Source organism: Pseudomonadota bacterium (genome assembly GCA_026388215.1).
Lineage (GTDB): Bacteria > Desulfobacterota > Syntrophorhabdia > Syntrophorhabdales > Syntrophorhabdaceae > JAPLKF01.
Genome location: JAPLKF010000112.1, coordinates 1 through 22,723 on the forward strand (window position 1 = coordinate 1; position 22,723 = coordinate 22,723).

Below are 22,723 nucleotides of genomic sequence, written 5' to 3' on the forward strand. Positions count from 1 at the left end.
ATTGTGCCTTAATCATTGATTCTCGAAATATTCTGGAAAAGTCTTTCCCACAGATGTATAATCGAGACGCGTATATTCCTTATCGAGAGGGGGAATTATGGAATATAAAATGCGTGGAAAAACGTTTGATGATTTTAATGTAGGAGATGAAATCCTGACCGCGGTGAGAACAGTTACAGAAGCAGATGTAGTTAATTTTGCAGGTCTCTCCGGTGACTACCACCCAGAACATATGAATGAAGAATTTGCCAAGGATAATCCATTTGGTGAAAGGATTGCCCATGGTGTCCTGATACTCGCTATGGCTACAGGTTTGGTCAATCAGACAGGGGCATTCGAAGGAACAACAATTTCAGTTCTGGAAATGAGGATACGTTATACTCAGGCGGTAAGGTTCGGGGACACAATCAGGGTAATACTAAAAATTGTTGATAAAAGAGAGACAAAAAAGACAGACAGGGGAATTATAACATCCGAAGTTATTGTCTTGAATCAAAAGGATGAACCTGTTCTCAGGGGTGAATGGGTTGTAATGATGTACAGAAAAGATCGAAGAACCAACTTGTCATAACTTTTAGTTTCAAATATCAGGTAATCTCACGCTGCCCACCCAGAAAATTCTTGACTATGGTTATTCCCTGTGGTATATAACGCTTGCGTTTCATAATATTGATGAAAAAGCTGAAAGGGAGAGAAGATTATGGTTAAAAAACTTTTGTTTTATTTATTCCTGATTACTTTTATGTTTTCCGGTGTGAGTGGCCTTGATGCGGCGGAGAAACGGATTTTTGCCTTTTGTGGCGCAGCGAGTAAACCTGCCATGGAAGAGGCAGCAGAAACATTTAAAAAAATGACAGGTATACATGTTGATTTGAATTTTGGTGGTTCAGGGACGATGCTTTCCCAGATGAAGATGTCCCGAAGGGGAGATTTGTATATCCCGGGCAGTCCTGATTATATGATTAAGGCGGAAAGGGAAGGTTTGGTTGATCCGAAGACAGTAAGGATTATTGCTTATCTTATTCCGGCTATTGGGGTTCAACCGGGTAATCCGAAAAACATCAAAGCCCTTTCTGACCTGGCAAGGCCAGGAGTCAAGGTAGGGATAGGAAACCCTGAGGCTGTGTGTGTGGGGCTTTATGCAATGGAGATACTGGAAAAAGGTCGACTTTTAGAAGAGGTGCAAAAAAATATTGTCACCCATGCCTCAAGCTGTTCTGAAACGGCATCCCTTGTGGTTATGAAGAAGGTGGATGCTGTGCTGGGATGGGATGTCTTTTCAAGGTGGAATCCCGGTAAGATCGAGACTGTTTTTTTGAATCCTCATGAGATACCACGCATTGCTTACATACCGGCTGCGGTTTCGACATACACCAAAGATAAAGATAGTGCTAAAAGGTTCATAGATTTTTTGATTTCCAGGGAGGGCCAAAAGATCTTTGACAAATGGGGATATATGACTACTGAGGAAGAGGCAAGAAGGTTTGCACCAAAGGCTAAAATAGGTGGGGAGTACGTACTTCCCGCAGGTTACAAACCACCTGTTAAGAGGTAAGAATAGCTTTAAGAGGTTAGAGGTTGACATGTTCAGTTCTTTAAAGGGAGTCATGGGCGAACAGGTATTCAAGTTAGCAATTTTGAGTGTGCTTGCCCTCCTTACCCTTTTTCTCTGCGGTATTCTTCTTTCACTTATTGCCTATACCGATGTGAACACCTTCTTTTCAACCCTTTTGTCCGATGAAATCCTTTTTGCTGTCAGGTTAAGCCTGATTACTGCCACAACAGCTACTATAATCTCTATGATGATTGCTATTCCTGTTGCCTATGCAATCTCCCAGACCTCTTTCTTAGGGAAGAATATTATTGATACGATACTTGACCTGCCCATTGTAGTTTCACCCATTGCCCTTGGGGCAGCCCTGCTTGTTTTTTTTAATACGCCCCTCGGGTCTTTAGTAGAGAAAAGGTTTACAGGATTTGTATTTGAAGTACCTGGTATAATACTGGCGCAATTTATGGTCGTAAATGCACTCGCAGTGCGACTGCTGAAATCTACCTTTGACAGCATTAATCCCAGATATGAGCAGGTAGGAAGAACATTAGGATGTAGTAAATTACGGGTCTTCTTCAGGGTAACCCTGCCACTTGCGAGAAACGGTTTGATTGCTGCTGGGATTTTGACATGGGCAAGGGCAATAGGCGAATTCGGGGCTACGGTAACACTGGCAGGGGCTACCAAGATGAAGACAGAGACGCTTCCTGTTGCCATATTTATGAACCTGGCTACCGCCAATGTGGAAAAGGCTGTAGCTGTGATTTTTATCCTTATAGCCATTGCTGTTATAGCGTTGATCATCCTCAGAAAAATGACCGGTATACGGGAGCGTATATGATCTCTGTAAAAAACCTTTTTGTGCGTCTGGGGGACTTTTTTTTAAAGGATGTGAACCTTAATATCGGAGATAGAGAATACTTTGTGATTTTGGGGCCAACGGGGGCGGGTAAAACGATTCTGCTTGAGTGTATTGCCGGTCTGCATCGTATCCGCAAGGGAGAAATATGGATAGATGGAGATGATGTTACATATTTGCCACCGGAAAAGAGGAGGGTAGGGTATGTGCCTCAGGATTATGCCCTCTTTCCTTTTCTTGGCGTAAGGGAAAATATTACCTTCGGACTTAAGAAAGAAAATGGTGAGAGGCATGAAGCAGAAAGGAAGGTTAATGAGCTGGCACACCTGCTGGGTATCTCCAACTTGCTGAACCGGAGCGTCCGTACCTTAAGCGGAGGGGAAAAGCAGCGGGTTGCACTTGCAAGGGCATTGGCTACTTCACCAAGAATGTTACTCCTGGACGAACCTATGAGTAGTCTTGATGTCAGGACTGCCAAGTATCTGCGATTAGAGTTAAAGCGAATCCATGGAGAACTGGGAATCACTACGGTACATGTGACTCATAATCTTCTGGAGGCTGAGGAAATGGCTGGCAGAATGGCCATTCTTAATACGGGGAGACTGGAACAGGTGGGCACACCGGAAGAGATCTTCTTTTACCCCCAAAGCCAAATAGTCTCAGATTTTCTTGGGACACCAAATATTCTAAACTGCGATGAGTGTAGGGGTCTGGGACACGGACTTGTAGAGGCTATCTGCGGGGATATGACGATAGTACTACCCCACCGCAGTCATGATATAAAGAAAATAGCTCTATTCCCACAGGATATCTATGTCTCCAGGACTAAACCACCGGGACCTGATTTGAATCGATTTAAGGGGATAGTTACGGATATTGTCCCTTTTTCTTCTTTGATGAGGCTCCACATAAAGGTAGGAGAAAATAACCTGCTTACTGAACTGCCGAAGGATATATTTGAAGATATGGATATTACGGTTGGACAGGAGGTTTTCCTCATACTGAAATTAAGAAGCCTCAAAGTGCATTAAATTCAGTTAGTAGTTAGTGGTAAGTGGTGAGTGATTAGTAATTACTTTTTTTACTACAATTAACTCGGAACTCGACACTCGTAACTTGAAACCAATCTACCTGTCTCTTAATTTATATCTCTGTATCTTCCCTGTTGTAGTCATGGGCATTTCCTTTATGAATTCTATCCACCTTGGAAATTTATAAGGTGCTATATTCTTTTTGACAAACATTTGAATTTCTTTGGCGAGCTCTTCGCTTGGCTCATACCCTTGCTTGAGTACAATAAGTGCCTTTGGTTTAATAAGATTATTATCATCATGTTTTGCAACAACAGCGGCTTGAAGAACTGCAGGGTGAGCCATTAATGCATCTTCAACCTCAATAGGAGATACCCAGATACCACCGACCTTCAACATATCATCGTCCCTACCACAGTAATAATAATATCCTTCTTTGTCTCTGTAATATTTATCCCCTGTATTGAACCATTCTCCAAGCATGGATGTTTTTGTTTTTTCATGATGACGCCAGTAGAATGCGGCAATAGATTCACCTTTAACGAGCAAGGTACCTACCTCATTATCCTGAAGGTCTTTCCCTTCATCGTCCACGATCCTTGCCGAATATCCGGGAACGAGTTTTCCTGAACTTCCCGGTTTTACATCCCCAGGTCGGTTTGAAATGAAAATATGGAGAAGTTCTGTCGAGCCTATTCCATCCAGTATTTCGATGCCGAACCTTTTTTTCCATTCATGAAATATCTCTTTGGGTAGTGCCTCTCCCGCGGATGTGCATATTCGTAACGATGAAAGATTATACCTTTTTTCTGCATCTTTTATTTGTAACATACTGGCGTAAAGGGTTGGGACACCGAAGAAAATGGTTGGACGGTATTTACTGATGGTTTCGAAGATGGTTTCAGGAAGAGGGCGATCAGGGAGTAATACAACTGAAGCACCGTTGCCGAAAGAATAGAAAAAGCTGTTTCCCAGCCCGTATGCAAAGAAGAACTTCGAAGCGGAGAAAAGAATATCGTTTGATGTTATACCCAGGAGACCCCTTGCATAATTGTCGATGCAGGTAAAAACATCGTGCTGAAGATGAACTGCTGCCCTTGGAACACCTGTGCTGCCCGAGGTATAGTTCCAGAAGGCGGCATCTTCAACTGTTGTATATGAGACATTTAGTTCATCAGAACAGCGGTTTACTATGTCGTAAAAGGAGATATGATATGACCTCGTTGGTTGACCGACAATTATGGTATTTTGCAGATACAAAAATTTTTCTCTCCAACCCTGAACCACTTCATTAAAGTCTTCATGTAATATGAGTGTTCTAGCCCTGCTGTTATTAAGGAGATAGCGATAATCATCCATTGTATACATGTAGTTTATTGGTATAGGTATTGCACCTATTTTAATGGTGCCGTAGAAACTTGCCACGGCTTCGGGGGAGTCATACATGACAAGCGTTACCCGTTCTTCCATATGGACACCCAGGATATGAAGTGCATTTCCAACCCTGTTTATAAGCTGTTGCATTTCCCTATAGGTATAAGTTTTGTCTTTGTAGTATATTGCAACTTTATCACCCAGTCCTTTTTCGACATTCTCGTCCACCAGTTTGCTTGTGATGTTGTAAAATTGAGAGATGAACTTCTCATATTTATACTCTTTTTTCATCTCAATCTCCCTTCACATATTGCTCTATTGCATCTAAAAGCCCTGATACATCATACCTGCTGGCCTCGATGTGGACATTAATATTGTTTTTCTTCAGTGCTTCCGTGGTAACAGGCCCTATTGAAGCAACAATGGTTTTGTGAAGTATCTCCTTGCCAAAAAGGGTTATAAAATTTTTGACTGTTGATGAGCTTGTAAATGTTATTATGTCGGGTTTTTCTTTCAATGGCATAACATTTTTTGGTAAATGGGTTTTATAAACAGGCACAACATCGCATATTCCACCCATGTTTTTAATATATTTTACAATAACATCCCTTGCTTCTTCAGCCCTCGGGAGGAGGAATCTGTTTCCTTTTATTTTTAATTTTTTGAGTACCTCCATAAGCCCTTCGGAGGTATATGTTTCAGGAAGAAAATCAGGCATAATACCATAAGATTCTATGAGTGAAGCAGTTGCCTGTCCGATTGGAAGAATTTTTACGCCATGCAGTGTGCGTGCATCCTTGCCTTTTTGAAAGAGGGTATTAAAAAATATTGCGACACCGTTGATACTTGTAAAGATGACACAATAATATGTGTGAATTGAATCGATGGCTTTTGATAATTTACTATTTGGTTTAATAGCCTTGATCTCTATAGTTGGCATGTAGATTACCTGGGCTCCCCTTTCAGAGAGTAACCTCCCCAATCTTGTCGATTGGCATAAGGCCCTTGTTACCACAATCTTCTTCCCAAAGAGAGGTCTTTTCTCGAACCATTTGAGTTTTTCTCTGAGGCGAATTACATCACCAACAACAATGATGCCAGGAGGCTTTATGCCTTGTTTTTTAGCTAACGCATCAATTTTGTCCAGGGTACCTGTGATTACCTTTTGAGTAGGTAATGTACCTGATTGGATGATACATGCCGGTGTGTCAGGGGATCTTCCATTTTTAATCAACCTATCCTTGATGTCTTTTAAATTCTTTATACCCATCATAAAGACAAGCGTATCGGGGCCAATGGCAAGCTCATGCCATCTGATTGTTGATACTGTCTTTTTTTCGTCTTCATGCCCTGTTATAAAGGCAACCGTAGAAGCATATCCCCTGTGGGTTAGTGGGATACCAGCATAGGCAGGAACAGAAATGGCAGAGGTTACACCAGGAACAATTTCAAATTCTATACCTTTATCCGATAAAAATTGGGCCTCTTCTCCTCCTCTTCCAAATATGAAAGGATCGCCGCCTTTCAATCTAACAACAATCCCTTTCCCTTTTGCCTTTTTTACCAGTAAAGAATTAATATCGGGTTGTGGTAATTCATGTTGAGATGCCTGTTTCCCAACATATATCAATTCTGCATCCTTTCTCGCAAAACCTAAAAAATCCTTATTTGTAAGATTGTCATAGATGATGACATCAGCTTTTTGGATAAGTTCAAGACCTCTCAGGGTAATAAGCTTTAAGTCGCCTGGTCCTGCACCTACAAGATATACCTTACCCATTTTCTTATCCTTATTGCATACGCAAAGAGCATAGAACATAGCGCAGAAGGTTATAAAATCCTCTGCCCTTGCCTTTATATCTATCTATAAAGATTATACGTTGGAATTTTTTAGTATTCAAACAATTATTGATAATCGCACAGAATACGTAATAATTTTCATTAATTTTTTTTAATATTTGACTTGACACGAAATATAAATAAGAATAAGATACCCTCTAAAGCAGAATTGCTTTAATATCTTTATGAAAGGAGTTTAGTAGCATGCCAGTAGGTAAGGTTAAATGGTTTAACGATTCAAAAGGTTATGGTTTTATCGAACAAGAAAATGGTGAAGATGTTTTTGTTCATTTTTCTGCCGTCAAACAGAACGGATTCAAAACATTGAAGACAGGAGAAAAGGTAGAATTTGAAATTGTAAAAGGCCCAAAGGGCCCGCAAGCAGCAAATGTTGTAAAAAGTGAATAAAAAAAGGGGGTTATCCCCCCTTTTTTTCAATACCTTTTACTTCATCCCATAATTTATCCATTGCAGTAAGCGTTGCACCCTCGTGGTTTATATTTTTTTCTATATAATTAAACCTTCTCACAAATTTATTTGATGTGAATCTTAATGCATCTTCAGGGTCTATATTGTGAAATCTTGATATATTAACAATTGTAAACAGTAGATCCCCTATTTCCTCCTTTATAGCCTCTATCTGGCCTGAACCTTCTGCTTTTTTCAGTTCCTCAACCTCTTCAAACATTTTTTTATAGATATCTTCCAGTTTTATCCAATCAAATCCGACCCTCGCAACCCTTCTTGAAATGATGTATGCCCGTAATAATGCAGGAATTGTGTGGGGTATATTCGATAGGGGTGAATATTCTTCCTTTTCGTTTTTTTTAATCTCTTCCCATTTTTTTTCAATCGGTTTATCTGATGATGAATTCATAAAAACATGGGGGTGTCTATTGTACATCTTTGTATGGGTGAAATTGATTACATCTTTAATGTCAAATGATGCTTTCTCTTTACAGATTTGAGAAATAAATATTATGTGAAACAACAGATCTCCAAGTTCTTCTTTCAATGCCATATAGTTATTCTTTTCTATAGCGTCTATCAATTCATAGGTCTCCTCTAATAAATATGTTTTAAACGACTCAACAGTCTGTTTTTTATCCCAGGGACATCCCTTATCACCCCTTAAGGTCTCTACGAGCTCTACAAGCTTTAAAAATTCTTCCATATAACCTCCTTGTAACTATCCGCTATTAGCGTCAGGGTATAACATTCGGCAAAAGATTACAGTATTAGTTGAAATCTTTCAAATGTAGCGGGGTTTCGCTGACAACTATAGTCTGACAGCTGACTGCTTTCTTGATATGGTCTCCATAACGATTTCAACCGTCTTCTTCATAACCTCTTTCTGACTTTTTGCAATGTTTTTTCCTTCATTTCCCATTTGCTGCCTTAACATCTCATCTTCTAAAATAATTTTTATTTTTTTATAGAGCTCGTCTCCACTTTTTACCATAAAACCTGCATTGCATTCGATAACAGATTTAGCTATATCTTTGAAATTTTCAATATAAGGTCCGAAAATAACAGGTGTCCCGAAGAACAGTGGTTCGAGGATATTTTGTCCTCCGTAAGGGGCAAGACTCCCCCCAACAAAGGCAATTTTACTCTTTTTGTAAATACTCAAAAGGTCTCCTATGGTATCGACAATTACTAAATCAGCTTTCTTGTCAGCTGACTCTTTAAAGGTAGAATATCTCATAACATTTAGGTATGCCGACAATTCTTTTTCAATTTCAGTAATTAAATATAATTCCCTCGGCGCCACAAAAATAAGAAAGTCAGGGAAGGTTTTTTTCAATATTTTTATTACCGGTAATATTACATCCATCTCTTTTTCTTTTACACTGCCGAAGGTTATAATGTCATCTTTTTTGTTATCTACTGTTTCTTCTATATCTCTATAGTATTTAAGATTTCCAGAGTGGATTACCCTTTGTGGTTTCATTCCTATTTTTATAAACCTTTTCATATGTTCTTCAGATTGAGCAAGCACTAAATCAACCCCAGAAAGGACATGCTTTAAAAAGAATGAAAACCGTCTGTAGTTTTTAAGGGTATTATCAGATATCCTACCGTTTAAGATGATGACAGGGATTTTTAGTTTGTTGACCTCCCAGATAAGATTTGGCCATATTTCTGTCTCTATAATAAGAAGGGTTTTAAAAGTAGAGCTATTAATAAAATGTTTTATAGAATAGGTTAAATCAAAAGGGAGTGAATATACATGTACATCGTTTCCAAGCTTTGTGTGGAGAAGGTTCTTTGTGTAATAGGTATTGGTGGTGATTAAAAAATTATGTATGTTTGTGTGTTGTTTCATGTAACTGACAAGATTTTCTGCAATAACTGCTTCACCAATAGATGCAGCGTGTATCCATATAGCATCTTGTAGATCTGTTTTTTCTGTGCTCAAAAAGAGTCTCTCAAGAAATGTCTTTCTAATCTTTCTTTTTGTGAGTGAGAAGAGGATAAAGAATGGAAAAAGAATGTTAATAAGGATGTTGTATATTATTTTCCACATGCCATCTTATCTGCTTTTTCTGTTAGAAGTATAAGTTCATTTTCAAGTTTTACCCTTTTTGCTTCTATCTCTTGAGCACTTGCATCTTTACTCACATAGATCGGATCTCCCCAGAGAAAAGATATTTTTGAAAAAGGGTAGGGAACGATGAAACTATCCCAGGATTTAAAAGTTATTTTTTTACCTGCGCTATAGGTTATTGGCAATGTAGCTTTTCCTGTTAATTTAGAGAGCTCTATAATACCCCTTTTTACTTTATATTTTGGGCCCTTTGGTCCATCAGGGGTTATAGCAATATCAAAACCATGTTTTAAATTAAATAAAATCTCCCTTAGAGATGATACACTCCCTTTTCTGTATGAACCTCTTATTGTACCTAATTTGAAAAAATTAATAACCTTAGCGATAAACTCCCCATCCCTATGTCTGCTTATAAGAACCTTGCCCTTTCCTCTTTTGTTAGCAAAAGGCATCATCAGGAGCCTTCCATGCCAGAAACAGACGATGAAGTTTTCACCTTTTTCCCACTTATCGAGAATAGATTCTCTGTTTATATGTTCTGTTCTGGAGGTAGTCTTAAGGAATATTAGAAAGATATAAATTAATGGAGGTAGCATGTGGAGCATAAGAAAATATTTAATTTCTTTAAGCATTCAAATCCTTTTGCTAATTTTTATAATTCTTTTTTGCGGTGCCTCTCTGAACTGTAACTCATAAAGTTTTTTATAAGGCCCATCAATATCAATTAGTTCTCGGTGCGTGCCTTCCTGTACTATAGTGCCTTCTTCAAGGACAACTATCCTATTTGCATTAATAACAGTGGAGAGTCTGTGAGCAATAATGATTGTAGTTCTTCCCTTCATTAAATTTTCAATGGCTTTTTGGACCTCTGCCTCTGATGACACGTCGAGAGAACTTGTTGCTTCGTCGAGAATAAGAACAGGAGCATTTTTATATAGGGCCCTTGCTATGGCAATTCTTTGTTTCTGACCGCCTGAAAGACGTATCCCTTTTTCTCCAACTATTGTGTCATAACCTTTTGATAATCTAATTATAAAGTCGTGGGCATAAGCCATATTGGCTGCCATTTCCAACATTTCTTTATTTTGTTCCAGACCGTAGGCTATGTTGTTTTTTATAGAATCATTGAAAAGTATTACATCCTGTGTTACAAGGGCAATGTTTTTTCTAAGGGAACTTAAAGTTACATCTCTTATATCAATATCATCAACAGCCACAGACCCGGTAGCTACATCATAGAATCTTGGAATGAGATTAACAAGCGTTGTTTTACCCACTCCGCTTTCTCCTACCACAGCCACAACCTCGTTTTTGTTGATTTTCAGATTTATGTTTTTTAGAATCATTCTATCTTCATATTTAAAGAAGACATTTTTAAATTCAATAATTCCCTGGACATTTTTGAGTTCCATTGCGTCTTGTTTCTCCAGTATTTCCGGTTCTCTATCAATGATTTCAAATACCCTCTGGCTTGCAGCCAATCCCTGCTGTATATTGTGGTTTTCTTTATTTAATCTTTTTATTGGTTCGTATAACATTAATAATGCTGCCGTGAAAGAGAAGAAGTTCCCTGGTGTGGAGCTTCCAGATATAACCTCTCGTCCTCCATACCAGATTATAATACCAATGGCGATGCCGCCAAGGACTTCCATGATAGGGTGGGATAAGGCCCTTACCTTATATCGCTTTAAATTGATGAGAAAGAGGATTTCATTTTCTTCCTGGAATCTTCTGTTTTCATATTCTTCCATTGAGAAGGCCTTTACGATCCTCTGGCCTGTAATGGTTTCATGGAGAAAATTGGTAAGCCTTGCTATCGATTTCTGTGTTTTTGTGCTAATCTTTCTGAGTTTTTTCCCGAACGCCACTATAGGGTATGTTGCAAATGGCAGTACAATGAAGGCAATTATGGCAAGTTTCCAATCTCTGTATAAAACAACAAAGATAAGCCCTACTATGGTAAATGCATCTTTAAGTATTGCGGTAAAGGCTTCGGAAACGGTGCCCTGGATGAGTGTCACATCGTTCATTATCCTTGAAATGCTCACGCCAGTTGGCGTTTTGTCAAAGAATGAAAGGGGTTGTTTTTGCAGACAAACAAAAATGAGGTTCCTGATGTCGGTTATTACTTTTTGTCCCACATATCCCATCAGATATGCCTGTAGATATTCGAAAACCCCCTTTAAAAGATATAGAAGTATTATCCCGAATGGTATTAAATAGAGCATGGATGCATTCTTTTCAAAGAATATTTTATCCAGAACAGGTTTAACGATAAAGGCAGTCAGACCATTTGTAGCAGCCACAAGGGACATAAATATCATGGCAAAGAGAAGCTTTGTCCAGTAAGGTTTCAAAAACTTAAGCAGTCTAAGATATAGTGCCATAAGTGTGCTCTAAAAATTCTATAATAGTATCTTTTGCTCGCTGGTAAGAATTAAATGTACCCAATTTTGCCTTTATCTCATCCATTTCTTTTTTTATATCCTTCCTACCATTTTTTAACATATATATTGCTTTTTCTGCAATCATTTTTGGATTTACGTGCTGGATAAATTCTGGGAAGACCTCTTTCTCTGCTATGATATTCGGAAGGCTAACATATTTTACTTTTACAAGTGCCTTCCCTACAAGGTATGATATTGGCGAAACCTTATAGACCACTATTGTTGGTACACCTAGGATAGCGGCTTCTAAGGTTGCGCTACCAGATGCAACAAGGGCGATATCAGAATAGAAAAGGGCATCGTAGGAAAGTCCTTTCAGGGGGATTATTTTTTTCTGTTCTTTTTGGAATTTTTCTATAATGCGGTAGTCTATATTTTCAGCTAAGGGCAAAAGTATTGTCAGTTCATCGAGATCATTTTCCAGCTTTTTAATAACTTTTAAAAATATTGGCATATGTTTTATTATTTCGTTATCTCTGCTTCCTGGCATTATAGTTATAATGGGGATGTTTTCTTTAATACCTATTTTTTTTAGAAAATCTGGCTTAGAATGTGAGGGCTTAACTGTATTTAAAAAAGGGTGTCCTATATATGTTGCATCAATGCCGTATTCATCGTAAAGCTTTTTCTCAAAGGGTAGAATACATATCACTTTGTCAACTGATTTTTTTATCTGGTTTATACGTTTTTTTCTCCATGCCCAGATTTGGGGTGGGATAAAATATATAATCGGTATGTTCTGTTTTTTTGCAAATTTTGCAATCTTCAGATTGAAACCGGGAAAATCAACCAATATCAATAGAGAGGGGTGTACTTCCATTATATGCTTCTTTAAAGTTTTATAGGCATTCCAGATGTGTTTTGACTTTGAAATAATTTCACTTAACCCCGTGAGGGATATATTTTTATAGTCGTAAATAACCTCACATCCTGCTTCTTCAAGTTTTTTGCTGCCAATCCCGCTGAATTTTACATCTAACGATTCATTCATTGCTTTAATAAGATGAGAAGCGTGGATTTCACCTGAAAGCTCACCGGTTACAATAACTATTTTTTTATTAAATTGATTAGAGAGATTTACTTTCTGCAATGTATTGTTTAATCTGATTGGCAAGGACGAGAGCATTTAATCCATCCTCACCTATAATGCTTGGATTTTTCGCCCCTCTTATTGAATCTACGAACTCCATTAGCTCAAGTTTTACAGAATCTATTTTTTCTGCTGCATATTCTGTGGTTTCAATCTTCCCTTTTTTGTTTTTCTTAGTCATTGTTAATTTACCATTTAACAAATCTATTATAAGGTATCTGTCTTTTTCAAATACCGTTAAAGTTCTTTCTTTTGTTGTTGATATTCTACTTGCCGTAAGGTGAGCAACACAACCACCGGTAAACTCTATCCGGGCATTTACTACGTCTAATTTATCTGTAACAAGGGGTATGCCTTGTGCCCTTACCTCTCTAATATTTTCTTTTACGAGGGAGAGTATTAAGTCTATGTCATGGATCATAAGGTCAAGCACTACATCGATATCTGTGGACCTTCCAGTAAACATGCTTATCCTACGAGCCTCTATGAATAAAGGTTTTTTAATGAATGGAATAGCCCTGGTATATACGGGGTTGAATCTTTCCAGATGTCCTACCTGTAATATTAATCCCTTTTTATTTGCAATCTCTATGAGCTTACTTGCTTCTGCAGGCTTTGAGGTAATGGGTTTCTCAATGAAAACGTGGGTACCATTTTCTAAAAATATTTTTGCAATCTTGTAGTGTGTTTCCGTGGGAGTTGTAATGATAACTCCATTTAAAAATGGAAGGATTTTCCTGTAATTGGTAAAGAATGGTATATGATTTTTTTCTGATACTCCCCCGGCTAATTGTTTTTTAATGTCGACTATCCCTGTGATCTGAACATTCTTAATGGTTTTTAATTTCTCGAGGTGTATTCTTCCCATGTGGCCAGCGCCAACTATGGCCATCTTCAACGGCATATGCCCCTCTTTGAAGACTTGATAAAGTCAATAAGCTCATTGATATGTTTCCCCTCTAATTCTTCCCGTATTATCTTTAGGGAGGTAGTGAGGGGCAGGGATGACCTGAAAAGAATTCTATACGCCTTCTTTAATTTTGTAATTTCTTCCTTTGAAAAGCTATGTCGTTCGAGACCCACTACATTCAGACCATATAGCTTTGCTCTATTACCCGCAGCAATTACAAAAGGAGGGACATCCTTGGGAACTCCTGTAAGGCCGCTTATAAAGGCATATTTGCCAATTTTACAGAATTGGTGTACTGCACAAAGACCGCCGAAAATTACAAAATCTTCAATTTCAACATGTCCTGCAAGAGTAGCACTGTTTGCCATTATTACATCGTTGCCAACTTTACAATCATGGGCTATATGAACATAAGCCATAAGAAAATTGCCATTTCCAACCCTGGTTATACCACCACTAGATTTTGTGCCCCTGTTTATTGTTACATATTCTTTTATTATGTTATTATCACCAATTGTTAAGGTGGTATCCTCACCTCTATATGTAATATCCTGCGGAGGACCACCAATCGATGCAAAAGGACTTATCGTACAATTTTCGCCTATTTCTGTTTCCCCTTGGATGACTACGTGCCCTATGAGTTTTGTACCTTTTTTTATTTTTACATTATTCTCAATAATACAGTATGGTCCTATATCAACACAACCATCTATTTCTGCATTTTTGTGGACAATAGCGGTAGGATGTATCAACGTTGCTCCCCTTATTCTTCTTTTTTTAGCATTGCCATAATTTTTGCCTCGGCAACTATCTCATCATCAACAAATGCTCTCCCTTCGAATATCCAGATCTCTCTTTTATGTTTCGCAACCTCAACCACAAACTTTAACTGGTCACCAGGTATTACAGGTTTTCTAAATCTTGCATGATCAATACCAATGAAAAATACGGAGCCTTTCATTTCCGGAAAGGATTTAAATGCGAGAATCCCTCCTGTCTGAGCCATGGCCTCAACAATAAGAACACCAGGCATTATAGGTTTTTGGGGAAAGTGTCCTGTAAAAAAGGGTTCATTGAAAGTGACGTTCTTTATACCAACGATTTTTTTTGCAGGTTCATATTCTAAAATTTTATCTACAAGCAGAAAAGGGTAGTTATGTGGTAGGAGCTTTAAAATCTCGTTTATATCAATCATTTTCAACCTCCAGATGGAGTTTGGCTTCAATTTTCTTCATTTTCTCAAACAATCTTGGTAGTTTTTTTAAATAGCCCTGAAGTTTTGCCCAATCCTTATGGGGCATATGGGGGGTCCCTGAAATTAATGAATTTTCTGGTACATCTTTCGTGATACCTGTTTGCCCTCCTGCTTTTACATTATCCCCAATAGTTATGTGGTCCCTAACCCCCACCTGTCCTGCAAGAATCACATTTTTTCCAATTGTTGCACTTCCAGCAATCCCCACCTGAGCAACAATTATTGAATTATCTCCGATTGAAACATTATGGGCAACCTGGACTAGGTTGTCTATTTTTACACCCTTTTTTATGATAGTTTTCCCGAGAGAAGCCCTGTCGATGGTAACATTTGCACCTATTTCCACATCATCCTCGATCTCTACTATCCCGAGTTGAGGGATCTTTATGTGTCTTTTCCCATCCCAAACATAACCAAATCCATCACTCCCCAGTACTGCCCCTCCATGGATTATTACCCTTTTACCAATTTTGACCTTATCATATATTGTTACGTGCGGGTATATGGTGGTTTCTTCACCAATAAATGTATTTTCTCCTATATATGCGAAGGGATAAATTGTCACACCTCTCTCTATTACTGCACCGTTATCTATATAAACATAGGGAGAAATAAATACTTCATCTGCTACTTTTGCATCTTTAGAAACAAATGTTAACTGACTTACCCCTTTCTCTTTTTTCCTTGGTTTATTGAAAATCTTGGCTACTTCAACATACGCCAGGGCCGGGTTTTTAACTGTGATTAAGTTTTTGTCTTTTATGTCATTGAAATCTATATCGTCACCAAGGATTATCGCTGATGCCTTGCAATCCTTTATATATTTTCTAAAACTTGTATGGGTAAGAAGTGTTATATCACCCTCTTTTGCTTCTTTAATGCTTGAGATGCCTGATATAGGCATATCCCCTTTTCCTATTAAATGGCCATGTACTTTTTTAGCTATTGTTTTTAGTAAAATCATTTTTTGATTGTTTTTTTCTTTGCTGCTTCATTATATAGATTGATGACCTTGTTTGTAATGTCAACTGCTGGGGCACCATAGAGGATACCTGCCTGGTTTTTTTCAAGAATCAGCATATATTTTTCTTTTTCACCCATATTTTTAATAATTTCTTCTAAATCTTTTACAATTTTTTGTGTAAATTCCATGTCTTTTTGTTGTAGTTCTCCCTGATAGTCGTTGTATAATCTTTGATAGTCTTTTAGCTTGATCTGGTATTGTTTTTCTTTTTCTGCCCTTGCATCGGGGTTAATAGTTGCGCCCTGTTTTTCTATTGTATCTTTCATTTTCTGCAATTCTTCTTGTTTCCCATCCAGATTTTTCTTTAATCTTTCAGCTTCACTTGTAAGGGCCTTTTTTGCCTCCTTACCTTTTTCAGATTCAAGCATAACCCTTTGAAGGTCTACATAAACTATATTCTGTGTCTGACTTCTTAAAGTAAAAGGTAAAAAGAGCATCGTAAATATTGCAGCAATTAAAATAATGTTTTTCATGTTTCCCCCTGTTTAGTATTGTGTACCAATTGTAAAATCGAATACATTTTTTTTCTCATCTTTTTTCGGAAAGAGATTAAAACCAATCTCAAGCCGGATAGGACCCATTGGTGAAAACCATCTAAGACCTAATCCTGCCGAGGCCTTCATATCTTTTAATATAAAACCCTGTGTATCGTCAAACCCATGACCAGCATCAAAGAATATAACCCCTTTTATTCCTGCAGGTTTGTAAATAGGGAATATCCATTCTGTATTGAAAATAAGTTGATTTTCCCCACCTATAACCTCATCCCACTCGTCTTTTGGCCCTGCTTCTCCATACCTAAAGCCTCTTATGGTGTTTATACCACCAACAAAGAATTTTTCGTAGATTGGTAATGTTTTTCCACCATATGTTCTAATAGTCCCTATAGCCCCCTTCAAGAAAAAGGTAGTATCCCAGAAGCCTGCTGGAATGTACTTTCCATAGAAAGCAATCGCTCTATAAAAATAGTTATCACCGCTAAAGGGACCGCCCGCTACTTCGAAGGATATTCCAGAGTTTACCCCCGTGCTGGGGTTTAGTATGTTGTCTATTGTGTTTTTTGTAAGGGATAACATTACACTGCTGGTTATCTTTGTTCCTTCTTGTTCTTTTATATAGATACTTGCTGCGTCTTCGATGTTGGTAACGTCGGTAGTTTCATATCTGTATTTAACAGCTCCCCTTACATCATCTGTCAAAGGCCTGATTAAGGTAACACTACCACCTGTTTTTTTATATTCATACGTATCCATATATCTCTCATAATTAAAAGCGCTTAAACCAGTATCGAGATTCATATCAAAGATATATGGTTCCAAATATGAAAGTGTAAATTCCTGGCTGATAGCGCTAAAGCCAGTTGTAAATAAAAGTTTTCTCCCTGTGCCTAAAAGATTTTCCTGAGATATAGAACCGGTCAACATAACCTGTTCTTCTGAGCTGTACCCTATGCCAATGCTTAAAGAACCTGTGGGTTTTTCTTCAACCATAAGATCCAGGTTAATTTTATCAGGCTCGTCTGTTTTTATAATTTTCATATCAATATTTTGAAAAAATGTTGTGTTCGTTAATCTTTTTTTGCTATCTTTCAGTTTTGTAGCAGAGAATCTATCCCCTTCAGCGACCCTCAACTCTCTTCTGATGACCTTGTCCCTTGTTTTTGTGTTTCCCAATATATTAATCCTGTTAAAATATATTTCCTGCCCTATTGCAAAATCGAAGGTAATATTTACCCTTTTTGCATCATCGTCTATCAAGGTAAGGGGGCCAATATCGCAAAAGGCATAACCTTTGTCCTGATAAAGATCTGTCAACATCAGAACATCTTCGTGAAATATTGAAGACCTGAATGTATTTCCAGATTTACCTTTTAGGTTCCTTAAAAGGTTTTCCCTTTCAAAGATTACATCTCCTGTGAAATCTACAGTACCGATTTTATATATGTTGCCCTCATCAACAGACATTGCTATGCTGATTGTCTTTCCGTCTTTTGAGATTTTTATATCAGGTACTCCTACTTTTGCTCTTACATACCCGTTATCTGAATAGAAGGCTTCAATATTTTTTCTATCTTCCTCGAGGGTTTCTTCATCGAGAATTCCAGAACCCGTGAACCATGAAAACATTCCTTTTTCACTTACCCTCATATATCCTTTAAGTTTATCGCCCTTAAATGCCTTGTTCCCTGTAAAGGTTATCTTTCTGACAAATGCCTTTTCAGGTTCTTCGATGTAAAATTTTACTGTTGCATCGTAAGCTTCTTCGTAATCAATTCCGTACTCTACTTTAGCTGCATAATAACCCTTACCCGCATAAAGCTTTTTTATTTCATCCATACTCTCTTTGATCTTTTCAATATTGAGGACTGTACCTGTCTTTACTTTTAATTTATCCCTTATATCGCCAGTACTTATTTTTTTGTTACCGGATACATATATGGCCTTTATAGGTGCTCTTTCAATGACTACGAAGGTTATTATTTTACCCTTATCTGTTTCCTTAACATCTATCTGGACATCGCTGAAAAAACCCGTTTTGTAAATATTTTTCATATCTTCTCTTATCTTGTCAAGGTCGAAGGGATCGTTTTCCTTTATTTTTATATTATTTGTGATGAAACCCTTATCAATCCTCTCGTTTCCTGTTACGTCAATTTTTATTATCTTATCTGTGTCGTTGGCCCACACCGAGAGAGAAAATATGATAATGGTGATGGTTAATAATATTTGTAAGCTTCTCATGCAATTAGCAAAATAACAGAAAAAAGGGTTATTGTAAAGGCAAAAAGTACAGGCATTGAGCATTATAGCATTATAGAAACTGATTGTATGGTACAAATAGTGTAAAGGTAAGGCTTGACTCACGTTAATAATTATGTTTATCAGCAATAAATTGTTTATATTAAAGTTGTTTTTAGTTTTAAACTAAATGCTTGATGCTGATGACTATAATTTATCGGTGCTTTGTCACGTCTATCTTTTTACACAGATGTGGAATGGGACATTTGCTACAGAGGGGGGACACTGGCTTGCATATGTTTCTTCCAAAGCTTACGAGGAGCATGTTGTAGATGATCCAGTATTTTTTAGGCAGTACCTTTCTCAGGACATCTTCCGTTTTATAAGGGGTTTTTGTCATAACAATACCAATCCTGTTAGAAATCCTGTGTACGTGGGTATCAACACATATTCCCAGTTTGTTATATCCTTCTGTGACCACAAGATTTGCTGTTTTTCTCCCTATACCCTTTATTTTCAGTAATTCATCTATAGTATCAGGAACCCTTCCATTGTAATTTTCTATAATTATTTTAGAAACATTCTTTAGAACCATAGATTTATTTCTGTAGAATCCAACAGGATATATGAGCTTTTGTAACTCTTCTACTGGTAATTTTAGGATTTCTTCCGGTGTTCTTGCTTTTTGCATAAGCCTTTCCATAACCTTGTCTGTAAGTTCATCTTTTGTTCTGAGGCTCAGGAGAGTACCGATAAGCACAAGAAAAGGATTACCTTTTTCTTTTTTGGAAATTTTTGTGACAGCAGGTACTTTATCCTCAAAATTGGTTTTTAGGATTTCTATCATTTCTCTAAACGGGAATTGTTTCATATATGCCCCTCATTCCAAATTCCAAATTATGGGTGATGAATTTTTAATGCTGAATTCCTAAAGCCGAGTATTTATTATCCCCTCTATTAATTCTGACATATGTTCCGCATGTGAGCCCTTCCAATAAATCTTTTTACAGGATGGACATGCTTTAAATGCTTCATAATGGTGAAATACGAATTCAGGAATATATTGTTCTATATCTGTCTTTTCGACCTTAATCAGTTCAACATTGCAGACAATGCATCTTGTTAACACATTTTCAGAATTAATGAATGGGCTGATTAGGTATCTTATTTCTTCAAGCTGTCCCTTTGCAGTGTCAGATTTTATGACGATACATTTTTTGTAACCTGTTATCCTTTTTCTTTTAGTGAGGAGACATGAAAGGTCACCCTGTTCTTTGTAGTCTTCTAACATTGTGTTGTTTCTGATATATATGGTATTTAGCCCAAGAATTCTTAAGTATTTTGCGAGCTTGCCAAGCATAACATCGCAGATAAATATCATCTTTCTACTAATGCTTTTGCAACCATTTTGGTGTTTTTTAATATTTCTTCTTCGCCTTGTACATATCTATTTTCCATCAAGACCTTTCCCATGCATATCACTGTATCCACTATATAACCATTTGATGCATAGACTATATCAGAATAAATATCAAAATTTGGGACAAGTTCCGGTCTCATGGTGTCAACAAGAATTATATCAGGGCTGTTTCCAACCTTTATTTCCCAATCCCCCAGGAAGAATATCTCTGCCGCAACCTTTGTTGCAATATCAAAGGTTACTTTAGCTGGCATCATCGTAGGGATGTGGGTAAAAAATTTTGCCAGAAGAGAGGCGAACTTCATTGTTTCAATAATATCAAGATGGTTATTGGAGGCACATCCATCCGTTCCAAAACAGAAGGGTATCCCTTCCATGAGAAAATGGGGGAAGGCCCTCCCTACTGCTAATTTAAGATTAGAGACAGGAATATGGACCAACTTTGCGTTATGTTTTCTCAGTATAGCACAGTCCTTTTCATCGAGCATGCAGCCATGGCAACCGATAAATTTATCAGACAAAACATCGATTGATTCGAGGAATTCAGTGGGAGAAAGCCCGTATCGGTCTCTGGCAAACTGTGTTTCTTCTTGGGTTTCGGAAAGGTGCATGTGGATCAAAATTTTTTCCTTCTCCGAGAAATTCCTCATCCACTCAAGGCTTTCCCTGGAAACCGTATAAATGGCGTGAGGTCCAAGGGTAAATGTTACGTAAGGTTTGTATTTTTCAGATAGTTCGAAGAGCCTGATATTGTGCTCGATCTGCTCCTGACCCTTTTTTCTATCGAACATATCGATGAAGACTGCGCTGATGAAACCCCTTATGCCCATGTCTGTTACTGCCTTTGCCGTTGCTTCCCAGTGCCAGTACATATCGTTGAAAGCCGTTATGCCGTTCTTTATCATTTCAAGGCATGCGAGCTTTGAACCCCAGTATACATCCTCTTCTGTCAGCTTCGCTTCGAGGGGCCATATCTTCCCTTCCAGCCAGTCTTTCAAAGGCATGTCATCCGCATAGCCTCTGAAAAGGGTCATGGCTGCATGGGTGTGACCATTAATGAAAGAGGGCAGGGCAACCTTATCCTTACCATTAATGGTTCTATCTGCCTCTCGTTTGCAGTTTTCTGAGATTTCTTCAATCCTGCCATCTTTGATAAAAATATCCCTTATTTTCCTGTCTAACACTACATCTTTTATCAGTATATTCACGAGAAGTCCTTGATTAGTATTGTTTGGACTATCGTTTCAATGACACCCATGTTTTTTAGTACATTTTCTTTTATTTCTTTTAATGTGAGGGGTACTTCTAAGATGCCATTGCAATAGTTATCTATTGAACACAGGCTTACATAGGGAATATTGTACTCCATACATAGTGTAGCCTCGGATGCCATTGTCATTCCAACGACATCCCCAAATTTCTTTAGCATTCTAATCTCGGCTTTTGTTTCAAGTCTTGGCCCCATAGTCTGGATGTAGATACCGCCTGATTTTACCCCTATTTTTAACTGCTTGCACAGGGTGTATATGTATCCTCTTAGGGGGCTATTCATCTCAGGTACCATGAATCTCATTTCATTGTCGAAGAATGTGGGTATCTGCCATATGGATATAAAATCTTCGGGGATCACAAACATGCCTGGTTTGAGCGCAATTTTGAGACTCCCCACTGAATTTATAGACACTATTTTTTGGACATTCAGACTTTTCAGGGCCCAAATGTTTGCCCTGTGGTTTATTCTATGGGGTGGAAGAGGTGTGCTACCCCCGCGTCTCTGAAAAAAAACGTTGTCAAGAAAGGAAGGGTTGGAATATGGGTATGATGAAGCTGGATTGTTTCCGTGTCTTTGTAGAAAGATGTTGTTTCTATTAATTTTTACAAATATATTCCCGTAAGGTGTTTCAATCTTTTTTTCATCCCATTCAGCAAAAACAGAAGCATTCAAGAGTGATGTACCACCAATAATACAATTCATGATTGACTATTTACTATTCACTGTATTCATAAGTCAAGTATTTTTGAAATGCTGTCCGGACTCCTTTTTGCTTAAGTCCAAGTCTTTTTTGGTAAATATTTGGCTTGTTTCAGGAGATTTCAAAACTTGTCCTTTCAAGGCTCAAACAGTTGAAACCTTATTCCTTTTGCTTAGTCGAGATTTATTAGCAAAAAGCTTTATTGACCGCTTAACAAATTAAATATAGAGACGTAATTTTCATTATTTCAATCGTTCATTGCCCTTGCCAATGTTTTTTTGCTTTAGATAATTGTTTTTGAGCTAATTCATAAGCTTTTTCAGCTTCCTTGAGGTGAATGAGTGCTTTTTCAACATCAGGGTAGTGTAAACTCTCTTGTGTAAATTCATAAGGAGTGACAAAAAGGATGTACCTCCTATAAAATAGGTTGTTAGCACACAACCACTATTTTAGGAAGGAGGAACATCCATGGAATTAAAGATGAGTGTATCAGAGGCAGTAGAATTAATCAAGGAAGTAAAAAATGTCCCGGCAAAGATTCTTGAGTACATTGGTATGAACATACAGAAGGAGGTAGGAACCTTTATTACAAACCTCATGGAACAGGAACTCACCCATCATGTGGGAAGAGAGAAATATAAAAGGAAAGAAGGCACGACC

General features: G+C 37.8%; 23 protein-coding genes. 6 read left to right on the top strand and 17 right to left on the bottom strand.

Going from position 1 to position 22,723, the window contains the following annotated elements; translation table 11 throughout:
* The first annotated feature begins 97 nt into the window (after positions 1-97).
* From NTU69_06400 to NTU69_06415, 4 genes are all read left to right on the top strand, one after another.
* Positions 98-571, top strand: coding sequence for a MaoC/PaaZ C-terminal domain-containing protein (locus tag NTU69_06400; GenBank protein MCX5803152.1), 474 nt, complete (start codon positions 98-100; stop codon positions 569-571).
* A gap of 129 nt (positions 572-700) precedes the next feature.
* Entirely contained in the window at positions 701-1,555 is an 855-nt protein-coding gene (gene modA / locus NTU69_06405; protein MCX5803153.1) for a molybdate ABC transporter substrate-binding protein, read from the top strand.
* A 52-nt stretch (positions 1,556-1,607) separates the two neighbouring features.
* Positions 1,608-2,393: an ABC transporter permease gene (locus NTU69_06410; GenBank protein ID MCX5803154.1), complete on the top strand. Its 786-nt coding sequence runs from the start codon at positions 1,608-1,610 to the stop codon at positions 2,391-2,393.
* Positions 2,390-3,442, top strand: a complete 1,053-nt coding sequence (locus NTU69_06415; GenBank protein MCX5803155.1) for an ABC transporter ATP-binding protein — start codon at positions 2,390-2,392, stop codon at positions 3,440-3,442. The genes NTU69_06410 and NTU69_06415 overlap by 4 nt, the downstream gene beginning before the upstream one ends.
* Positions 3,443-3,538: 96 nt before the next feature.
* Here NTU69_06415 and NTU69_06420 read toward each other — a convergent pair whose 3' ends face one another.
* Positions 3,539-5,107 (bottom strand): benzoate-CoA ligase family protein, encoded by a 1,569-nt coding sequence (locus NTU69_06420; protein MCX5803156.1) that lies wholly within the window; start codon positions 5,105-5,107, stop codon positions 3,539-3,541.
* A 1-nt stretch (position 5,108) separates the two neighbouring features.
* Positions 5,109-6,596, bottom strand: a complete 1,488-nt coding sequence (cobA, locus tag NTU69_06425) for a uroporphyrinogen-III C-methyltransferase (GenBank protein MCX5803157.1) — start codon at positions 6,594-6,596, stop codon at positions 5,109-5,111.
* Between the two features lie 263 nt (positions 6,597-6,859).
* On the opposite strand from cobA, the gene NTU69_06430 reads away from it, so the two are divergent.
* Entirely contained in the window at positions 6,860-7,063 is a 204-nt protein-coding gene (locus tag NTU69_06430) for a cold-shock protein (GenBank protein MCX5803158.1), read from the top strand.
* 10 nt (positions 7,064-7,073) lie between these two features.
* Here NTU69_06430 and mazG read toward each other — a convergent pair whose 3' ends face one another.
* From mazG to NTU69_06505, 15 genes are all read right to left on the bottom strand, one after another.
* Positions 7,074-7,829 carry a nucleoside triphosphate pyrophosphohydrolase gene (gene mazG / locus NTU69_06435; protein ID MCX5803159.1) on the bottom strand — a complete coding sequence of 252 codons (756 nt, stop codon included), beginning with the start codon at positions 7,827-7,829 and terminating at the stop codon, positions 7,074-7,076.
* Between the two features lie 105 nt (positions 7,830-7,934).
* Positions 7,935-9,185, bottom strand: a complete 1,251-nt coding sequence (locus NTU69_06440) for a glycosyltransferase (GenBank protein MCX5803160.1) — start codon at positions 9,183-9,185, stop codon at positions 7,935-7,937.
* Positions 9,173-9,838 carry a lysophospholipid acyltransferase family protein gene (locus NTU69_06445; GenBank protein MCX5803161.1) on the bottom strand — a complete coding sequence of 222 codons (666 nt, stop codon included), beginning with the start codon at positions 9,836-9,838 and terminating at the stop codon, positions 9,173-9,175. Before NTU69_06445 ends, NTU69_06440 begins: the two co-directional genes overlap by 13 nt.
* Positions 9,839-11,593 (bottom strand): lipid A export permease/ATP-binding protein MsbA, encoded by a 1,755-nt coding sequence (gene msbA, locus NTU69_06450; GenBank protein MCX5803162.1) that lies wholly within the window; start codon positions 11,591-11,593, stop codon positions 9,839-9,841.
* Positions 11,577-12,743, bottom strand: a complete 1,167-nt coding sequence (gene lpxB, locus NTU69_06455; protein MCX5803163.1) for a lipid-A-disaccharide synthase — start codon at positions 12,741-12,743, stop codon at positions 11,577-11,579. Before lpxB ends, msbA begins: the two co-directional genes overlap by 17 nt.
* Positions 12,721-13,635, bottom strand: coding sequence for a Gfo/Idh/MocA family oxidoreductase (locus NTU69_06460; protein ID MCX5803164.1), 915 nt, complete (start codon positions 13,633-13,635; stop codon positions 12,721-12,723). Before NTU69_06460 ends, lpxB begins: the two co-directional genes overlap by 23 nt.
* 2 nt (positions 13,636-13,637) lie before the next feature.
* Entirely contained in the window at positions 13,638-14,405 is a 768-nt protein-coding gene (gene lpxA, locus NTU69_06465; GenBank protein MCX5803165.1) for an acyl-ACP--UDP-N-acetylglucosamine O-acyltransferase, read from the bottom strand.
* 11 nt (positions 14,406-14,416) lie between these two features.
* Positions 14,417-14,848: a 3-hydroxyacyl-ACP dehydratase FabZ gene (gene fabZ / locus NTU69_06470; protein MCX5803166.1), complete on the bottom strand. Its 432-nt coding sequence runs from the start codon at positions 14,846-14,848 to the stop codon at positions 14,417-14,419.
* Positions 14,841-15,872, bottom strand: a complete 1,032-nt coding sequence (lpxD, locus tag NTU69_06475) for a UDP-3-O-(3-hydroxymyristoyl)glucosamine N-acyltransferase (GenBank protein ID MCX5803167.1) — start codon at positions 15,870-15,872, stop codon at positions 14,841-14,843. Before lpxD ends, fabZ begins: the two co-directional genes overlap by 8 nt.
* Positions 15,869-16,405: an OmpH family outer membrane protein gene (locus NTU69_06480; GenBank protein MCX5803168.1), complete on the bottom strand. Its 537-nt coding sequence runs from the start codon at positions 16,403-16,405 to the stop codon at positions 15,869-15,871. The genes lpxD and NTU69_06480 overlap by 4 nt, the downstream gene beginning before the upstream one ends.
* A 12-nt stretch (positions 16,406-16,417) precedes the next feature.
* Positions 16,418-18,673 (bottom strand): outer membrane protein assembly factor BamA, encoded by a 2,256-nt coding sequence (bamA, locus tag NTU69_06485; GenBank protein ID MCX5803169.1) that lies wholly within the window; start codon positions 18,671-18,673, stop codon positions 16,418-16,420.
* Positions 18,674-18,884: 211 nt separating this feature from the next.
* Positions 18,885-19,541: an endonuclease III gene (locus NTU69_06490; GenBank protein MCX5803170.1), complete on the bottom strand. Its 657-nt coding sequence runs from the start codon at positions 19,539-19,541 to the stop codon at positions 18,885-18,887.
* Positions 19,542-19,598: 57 nt separating this feature from the next.
* A complete protein-coding gene (locus tag NTU69_06495; protein ID MCX5803171.1) occupies positions 19,599-20,051 on the bottom strand; it encodes a hypothetical protein in 453 nt (150 codons plus the stop codon).
* On the bottom strand, positions 20,048-21,298 hold the full coding sequence (locus NTU69_06500) for an amidohydrolase (protein MCX5803172.1): 1,251 nt from the start codon (positions 21,296-21,298) through the stop codon (positions 20,048-20,050). Before NTU69_06500 ends, NTU69_06495 begins: the two co-directional genes overlap by 4 nt.
* Positions 21,295-22,065: an MTAP family purine nucleoside phosphorylase gene (locus tag NTU69_06505; protein MCX5803173.1), complete on the bottom strand. Its 771-nt coding sequence runs from the start codon at positions 22,063-22,065 to the stop codon at positions 21,295-21,297. The genes NTU69_06500 and NTU69_06505 overlap by 4 nt, the downstream gene beginning before the upstream one ends.
* A gap of 466 nt (positions 22,066-22,531) precedes the next feature.
* Between NTU69_06505 and NTU69_06510 the strand changes: the two genes are divergently transcribed.
* Positions 22,532-22,723 (top strand): hypothetical protein (locus NTU69_06510; protein MCX5803174.1); only part of this gene is annotated, 192 nt, incomplete at its 3' end.